At 43.5% G+C, this 7532-nt stretch carries 7 protein-coding genes; 4 read left to right on the top strand and 3 right to left on the bottom strand.

The genetic code is table 11. The annotated features are described in order from the left end of the window. Positions 1-128 (top strand): transposase (locus tag BM122_RS19530; RefSeq protein ID WP_143083558.1); only part of this gene is annotated, 128 nt, incomplete at its 5' end. A gap of 384 nt (positions 129-512) precedes the next feature. Here the strand turns inward: BM122_RS19530 and BM122_RS19525 are convergent. Next, positions 513-3224 carry an ankyrin repeat domain-containing protein gene (locus BM122_RS19525; protein WP_083398619.1) on the bottom strand — a complete coding sequence of 904 codons (2712 nt, stop codon included), beginning with the start codon at positions 3222-3224 and terminating at the stop codon, positions 513-515. Between the two features lie 163 nt (positions 3225-3387). Between BM122_RS19525 and BM122_RS23670 the strand changes: the two genes are divergently transcribed. Beyond that, on the top strand, positions 3388-3540 hold the full coding sequence (locus tag BM122_RS23670) for a hypothetical protein (protein WP_177198223.1): 153 nt from the start codon (positions 3388-3390) through the stop codon (positions 3538-3540). A gap of 168 nt (positions 3541-3708) precedes the next feature. Here the strand turns inward: BM122_RS23670 and BM122_RS19520 are convergent, their stop codons facing one another. Continuing rightward, entirely contained in the window at positions 3709-4503 is a 795-nt protein-coding gene (locus BM122_RS19520) for a class I SAM-dependent methyltransferase (protein ID WP_074907161.1), read from the bottom strand. Positions 4504-5093: 590 nt separating this feature from the next. Here BM122_RS19520 and BM122_RS19515 point away from each other — a divergent pair. Then, complete coding sequence (locus BM122_RS19515; protein ID WP_074907160.1) at positions 5094-6764, top strand: protein kinase domain-containing protein; 1671 nt, start codon at positions 5094-5096, stop codon at positions 6762-6764. A gap of 215 nt (positions 6765-6979) precedes the next feature. Beyond that, positions 6980-7324: a cupin domain-containing protein gene (locus BM122_RS19510; protein WP_074907163.1), complete on the top strand. Its 345-nt coding sequence runs from the start codon at positions 6980-6982 to the stop codon at positions 7322-7324. A gap of 80 nt (positions 7325-7404) precedes the next feature. Here the strand turns inward: BM122_RS19510 and BM122_RS19505 are convergent. After that, positions 7405-7532 (bottom strand): transposase (locus BM122_RS19505; RefSeq protein WP_143083558.1); only part of this gene is annotated, 128 nt, incomplete at its 5' end.

Raw genomic sequence — 7532 nt, 5'->3', positions numbered from 1 at the left:
GACCATTGGAAGGCATCAACAACAAGATTAAAACGCTACATAAAATGGCTTATGGCTTTAGAGATGTTGAATTCTTTAAGCTAAAAATTATGGCGCTGCATGAAACCAGTTATGTTCTGGTCGGTTGAATTCAAAGTACGCATTTACCGGATGAACCCATTTTGTCGATCTTGATATTGCATTTCTTCTTTGTCTATCGCCAATAAATCATAAATATTGGCCTATTCTTCTTCCATTTTTAGCAAGCGTAGTTGCAATCGTTATTGCGCCGAATTAAAAAATGCCGATGCAATGCGCTTCGCTTATTGGCACCCTACATCTACAAATCATTAGTCGCAATCGAATAGTCGGATAGGCTCTATCGCTTTGAGTTGATTAAAGCTACTGATCCAACTAAGATTCAGCCAAGAATTACCCGATCCATGCTGACCTGATCGGTGCACTGATAGTGTAATTCGGTTTTTTTGTTCGTACATTAGGCGGACTAGAAAGTGAGGTTCGATAGATTTTTGTTATTGCAGTACCGGTTTATCAATGGCCAATAAATCATAAATATTAATCCATTCTCCTTCCACTTTGAGTGCCAAGTAAGGATTGAAAACATAAATACCGCGCATGACGCGATAAAACAATTTGCGGTTGTATTTGTCGTCTTTGTTAATTTCGTTCTTTGATAGAATACTGGATAGATAAGCCCGTTGTTTGCGCCGCTCCGGCAAAATACTATAGGGAATGTGCTGCACTGCATCGATAAAATCCTGGCTGGAGAATCCTGCTGGTCGGTAAAACCTTTTTTTTGTCATGACGCGATAAGACATTGCGATCATCAGATTGAGCATGAAGAACTCCATGGTGTGCTGGTCAAGTTTGATCAGACGGCCATCGACCTGGATGCTCATACTGGTGGGTTCGAGCTGCTCGTAGATATCGGCCAGTTTCTTTTTGGCGTAGCTTTCGTTGCGAACTGTTTGCGCCAGAGCGATTTGAAAAGGGGTTAGACCATTGTCGTCTACTTTTTCAGTATCAGCGCCCAGCTCAATCAGCGCCTTGATCACTTCGGTATTGCCCATCCAGGCGGCGACCATTAATGGGGTTTGATTAAAAATATTGCGAAAATCCGGGCCATATTGATCAACTTGCCTGAGGACGGCATCGGGTTTTTTAAAGCTATACGCGCTATAGTGCTTCTGTTGCAGTAGCTGCAAGCTTTTTTCAGGATGTTGCGCGGCTTTGAATCCGGCTTTCTGTAGGCTATCGATGATGCTTTGATCTTCATAGACTAAACCATACTCAAGCAAGGTCATTCTGGCGTTTTTGTCACCCTTCTCAATAGCTTTTTGTTTTAGCTCAGCCAGCGCAGATCCAGTGATGACTTGCCAGCCTGGCGTTTTTTGTTTGAGAATTTCATTGCGAATGCGCTCAGCCTGTTCCTGTTTGCCTTGAAGCTCGAGTTTATGCGCTTCCAGGCGCCAAGCATCCAGACTGGAATTTTGGCTGGCAAGTTGCAGGCTTTCCTGAGCGTTGCGTAAACCCAACAGATCCAATAAGGGTTGCTTGGGATTGCTTTCAATCCAGTACAGGTTTTTAACCGCCCTGGTCAGCGCAACGTACAGGGCATTAATATAAAATTTGTAGACTTCCAGTGATTTGTCGGTTTTATCCTTGGCACGGGCATATTTAATGTCTTGATCCAGATCAGCCAGAGTGACGCCTTTGCTGATTTCACGATAGCGGCTTTCTTCCTGACTCAGGAAGTTATAGAGAATGATGTTTTCATATTCCAATCCCTTGGCTTCCTGAATGGTAAAAACCAATGGGGTGCTGAAATATTGTTGTGCGGCTGGTTTTTGATCGGCCGTCATCACGATGATGGCAAAAAGGGTGGAAGTTCTGGTTTTGCTGTCCAGTTCCTTGCGAACAGAGGTAGTATCTTGTAAAAATAATACTTCACCCTGGTTGTGACCGTTGCTTTCTACTAGATAATGGCTTTCTTTGTCGATGGAGCCAAAGCGCTGGTTTTTAATTTTTAGAATCTTGTTGGCAATATCAGTGACTTGCGGTGAATTACGGTAGTTAGTGTTCAGAATCCGGATCAGCTCATCGGATGTCTGGAGATCATTCTGCCGATAAAACAGGCTTTTTACTTTCGACCAGGAAAAGAAGTTGGGATGGACGATCTGATTGGAGTCGCCACACAAGATAAAATTCTGCGTTTCATGGAGTGATTTGATGATCAGATAGAGCTGAATATTGGTCAAATCCTGCACTTCATCGACTACGACAAAATCATAACGTGGCTGAATGTATTGAAGATACTGATGGCTGACGATATTGCTATCATAAAAATGTTCTTTCTGAAGGAAGGCCAGGTATTTTTCAAACATGTCATAGACTAATTCGCGTTCTTCAGCCAGAAAAATCGATTCCTTAACACCCAGATTCAGATAATCCTCACGGCTTAACCAGCTTTTATCAGTAGCAGGCCCAGTGATGACGCCGCGAAACTCCTCGAATAATTTGTGCGCATCTTTCAAGGGGCCTTGGCGATAGCGGCCAAACCACTGTTGAAAAGCCTGGAAGGTGACAGGCTTGCCTTCCGGTACGCGAACACTTTCCAGAAATTCCTGGAACGATAAAAAATCAATCTGCTGATCGGGATTATCGTAATGGTGGGCATAATATAAATCGCGGGAATTTTTAACCAGATAGGCGGATTGAGTAACATATAGGACATCACCTATGGCCTGTTTCATTTTTTCCAACGTCAGGGCCGTCTTGCCGCTGCCAGCCGAACCTATCACAATGAGCGGCGGATGTAAATCATAAATCGACTGTTGGCGATCATCAAATGAGATGATTTTATCCAACAGATTAAATGAGTTATGGTGAGGATTAAGATAAACCAGTTGCTTTCCAGTAGGCTCTTCGAGTTTGGATATGACCGGAATTTTGTCTTCATCAATACTGCTAACCTGACGCAGAAAACGCGAATCCTGGTAAGCGTGGTTTTTAATCAATTCCAGAATCAGTGCATAATTTTCTTCCTGATAACGATAAATCGAGAATAACAGCCGATCACGTTGATTAAGCTTAGCTCGGTACAAATTCTCCCCAATTTTTTTAACTTCGGCCGATCTGAAGTTATCCTCTTCCAGGTATTGTTGTAACTTAGAAAAGCCAGGAATAGTGCTGGGGTTAAGCTCGTTGTAGAGAAGTACTTTCATAACAACCTACTGATAATAGTTACGCGACGAGGATGAGGAGGTGATTAAGCAATGGGGGGTGTTCAGGAAAAATAAATATACGCAAAGCGGGTTGTTTAGTCAAAGCACATTACTGAATGATCAAAATGGGTTCTGTTTTAGTATAGAGGATAATCGCTAGAACTTGAAAAAAGTTGCCGCCAATCTCCTGAATCATCCCATTTCTAAATCAAAACTGACTTGGTCGGCTTCACCTTGCCGTATTATTCATACTGTCTGCGGCTCGCCTTCACGTCATATTTTTGATTGGGAAATGGAGAAGGAAATACTTGAGTAAATGAAATTTCAATCAAGTCTGCTTTGATTAGTTTCTGAGAAAACAAGTATGGAGCAGATAGTAGGAGTGTCAGCAAAGTTGTGAGGGGTCAGGAAAGACCGGGACTGTAAATTGCATCAGTTTTTAATATTTGGGTGCTGATATTGCCAAGCACTGGTGAGCCCAAACTCAGGACTTTTCCGCTTCAAACAGTATGGCCTGCATCGGATAACGCGTGGGATTGGAGCCAAACTCTTGGATCAGTGCTTGCGTTAGCGCCTGTGCAATCTCCTCGGGGTCGACGCCACCGCGTTCTCTTATTTCAAAAATGACCGGACTGAAAATAAGCGCTCGCGCGAAGGCTGACACATCCACAATATCATGTTCCCGTTGCTGAATCGAGATGGCTATTCGCTTAAAGCCGGAACGAACAAGCTTTTCTTTGATGGGGTCAATTTCATGACAGGAAACGGGATCAAACAGGAAGCTGGGGGTATTTGATGGAAAAAACTGCTTTAGCACCTCAAAACTTAGACTGGCGAAAGGATTGTAGTGTTCTGAGTCCCAGACACTGAACAAGTAGCGCCCTCCGCCCCTCAGCGTCCGGTATGCTTCGCGAAATGCGGTATCTTGATCGAAGAACATTACTCCAAACTGGCAGACCACCGCATCGAATGTTTCGTCATTGAAAGGCAGTGCTGTGGCATCTGCGATTTGAAATGTGACCTGCTCATGAGGAAGAAACTTTGCGCGGGTGATATCTAGCATGGCATCGCTGATGTCGACTGCAGTCAGCCGTGCATGCTTGCTCAGCGCGTCACGCAACTTGCGCGTGACTATTCCCGTACCTGAGGCGATTTCGAGCACATCGCGCAGTGATCTTTCCGTGGTGCGTCGTGCGATATCGGCTCCATAGTGTTCGAAAAGCACGGGGCCAAGATCCTGATCGTAAGGGATAGCGACATCGTCAACATAACCTGCCATTACAACTCTCTCCAGAAAAGTAACAAATTAAAAACAAAATAAGGGCTTGAGCGCCCTCTTAACAAATCATGAATACTAAGTAAGGTAGTAATAGAAGAGTGAGATAAAACCGGACTTGTCATTTTGAAATGCAAACTAATTAATTGAGTGATAATTTACAGGAAAAGCTCTATTATCTGAAAAATAGTCGGTTACCTGTTAGCAGTAAAATTTTATTTATGGATCACCACAAATATTCTCCCACAATCAAGTCTACTTTTATTGGTTTTATGAGGTCAAATCTGATACCAATGGATCAGATAAGCTATCTAATCAAATAACTTATCAAGTAATATTAATCTACTTGCATCTTCGAGATAACAGGCTACTTAAAATGTTGCGAGAATGGATGATGCATAGTACTCAGAGGATAGCAGCAAGGAAATAAGTAGAGCGATTTTCACTAAAATTGTTTTAGCAAAATACATTTTTGGCGTAGTCACCTATCCAATAGATAGGTGGGGAGGGAGCGCTGAGTAACACTGTGGAGAATGTCACAGTAGTTTTTAGCAGTTTCATTGAACGAGATTAAAGAAAGAGATATAAAGACCATGGCATCTATACACGATCAAATTCTGCCTGAGGGTACCCAAATCGGTGTCTTCGAGGTTAAAGATACCTTAAAAATTGGCGTATTCGATATCATTTATCACGGCTGGAATCGTCATCTTAAGGAGCAGGTAGAAATACACGAGTATTTTCCCCATGATTTCGCTATTCGTTCAAGCGATGGTTTGGGCGTCGAGCCTAAGTCTCCAAGCGATAAAGAAAATTTCGAATATGGGTTAAAGGCTTTTTTGCATCAGGCCGAGATTCTCATGCAGATCGAACATCCTAATATTGCTGGCGTAGAGAATATCTTGCAATTCAATGGAACGGCTTACCAGTTGATGGCTCACCAGGAAGGTTTGTCGCTTGTCAGGCTGGTCCAGCCTGACACAACAATTGCTGAAGCAGAATTAAAATTCATCCTAATCTCGATCCTGGATGCGCTACAGAAGGTCCATGAATGCAAAATTATTCATGGTGGAATTCAGCCGTCGGCAATTTTGCTGGACAAGAATGGTGAACCGCTGCTGACCCATTTCTCTGCCGCACGCTTGGCTATTGCCGCGTGTACCTCTAACCTTGCTAACGAATTAGCAACCGGGTATGCGGCTGTAGAGCAATATGAGCAAGCGAGTGTGCTTGGACCTGCAACAGATTTTTATGCGTTGGGCGCAACCCTATATTATTGTATGACGCAGCGTCAACCGGATGCGGTTCAGAATCGGATAATGGCTTTAAGCAAAGGCGAGCCCGATCCGATGACTTTACCTGTCAAATCTGCAGGCACTGCCTATAGTGCAGAATTGCTGCAAGCAATCAATTGGATGCTACGGCCTGACTATAACGATCGACCACAATCAGTAGCAGAGATTTTAATGCTGCTCAAATCAACGCATACCGACAGCCAAGGCAAGCCTGCCACTACCGAGCAGAAAACGGTGGATGATACCAAGAGTAATGCGGTAGTCAGGCGTTCCATAGGAATGGGTGTTATGATCGGAATGATTGCAGCGATTGCTGCTGGTTTGTGGTTTAGTAAAAAAGCTTCAGAACCATTTGATGATCAGCCAAATACAATAGCCACTCAGCCTCCAGCTACGTACCATAGCGATCAAACCAGCCTTGCACCAGAAACACCAGAAGAGCAAACCATCGCCTTGGCCCGTAATCAAGCAAATCAGCCAAAAAATGGCCAGATACCTGAAAAGACGTCTTCATCAGCAGCCAATAGATCGGTTAACAAAGGTGAGTCGCAGGATGATGCCGCAACTGCATCGAAATCCAATGTGGACCAGCAGCAAGTGGTGATTGAATCATTAGTTCCTCAGTCTGCGAATCAGGATTTGTCAGCAAAACCTATGGATGAAGATACCATCAAAGTGCATCTAGCTGCGGCTGAAAAAGCCATGAAAGCGGTGCGCTTCACTACACCGCATAGAGACAATGCTTATAAATACTACCAGAGGGTGCTCGCAATCGATCCGGACAATGTAGAAGCACTTTCCGGACTGCAGAGAATCGTCGATCAGTATGTACAGCTTATCGCCAAGGCTAGAATCGACGGCAGACTTGAAGAAGCCAGACGCTATCTGCAAAGAGCTGAATCTGTTTTGCCAGACGATCCCAAATTACATCGAATTCGAGCAGAGTTGGCTGTTGCAAAGAAAAATTGATCCAATGCTTGATTTCGATTTTAAAGTCGATTAACTGGCTCCGATGGATCTCATCAAATCATCAGCTTATATCACTTATTCCATTTCTAAATCAAAACTGACTTTGTCGGCTTCACCTTGCCGTATTATTTATACTGTCTGCGGTTCGCCTTCGCGTCATTTTTGATTTGGAAATGGAATTAATCATTAATTTATAATTGACTTTTGATCTCTTTATGAAAGCAACTGTACCTGATCTTTTAAAACGAATACCCGGTAAAGCCACTCAGGAATGGCCAATGGGTGAGCCATTTGCGCTTGCGTTTGTACATGGTTCAATGTCTGTCGAGTTATATGCGCCTCGTGGCACAGATATACAAACGCCGCACGAACAAGATGAGCTCTATTTTATTCATTCTGGACATGGCGAATTTGTCATGGCAGGAGAACGCCATCCATTCGAAGCGGGTACTGTCTTTTTTGTCCCGGCCCATGTCGAGCATCGTTTTGAGAATTTTTCACCTGATTTTTTAACCTGGGTTGTTTTTTGGGGGCCTAAAGGTGGGGAGAAATCAGAATAATACGCCAAAAAGTCAATGCGCTCGCTTGCATGCTGCTTACGGTCTAGTGAAGGTTCATCCGGTAAATGCGTACTTTGAATTCAACCGACCAGAACATAACTGGTTTCATGCAGCGCCATAATTTTTAGCTTAAAGAATTCAACATCTCTAAAGCCATAAGCCATTTTATGTAGCGTTTTAATCTTGTTGTTGATGCCTTCCAATGGTC

It is taken from the genome of Nitrosomonas communis (assembly GCF_900114745.1).
GTDB lineage: Bacteria > Pseudomonadota > Gammaproteobacteria > Burkholderiales > Nitrosomonadaceae > Nitrosomonas > Nitrosomonas communis_A.
This window is presented reverse-complemented; position numbering and strand designations above follow the sequence as displayed.

Bases quoted from the DNA above. Each gene is read 5' to 3' on its own strand.
- BM122_RS19515 (WP_074907160.1), top strand. From the start codon at position 5,094: ATGGCATCTATACACGATCAAATTCTGCCTGAGGGTACCCAAATCGGT.
- BM122_RS19510 (WP_074907163.1), top strand. From the start codon at position 6,980: ATGAAAGCAACTGTACCTGATCTTTTAAAACGAATACCCGGTAAAGCC.
- BM122_RS19525 (WP_083398619.1), bottom strand. From the start codon at position 3,224: ATGAAAGTACTTCTCTACAACGAGCTTAACCCCAGCACTATTCCTGGC.
- BM122_RS19520 (WP_074907161.1), bottom strand. From the start codon at position 4,503: ATGGCAGGTTATGTTGACGATGTCGCTATCCCTTACGATCAGGATCTT.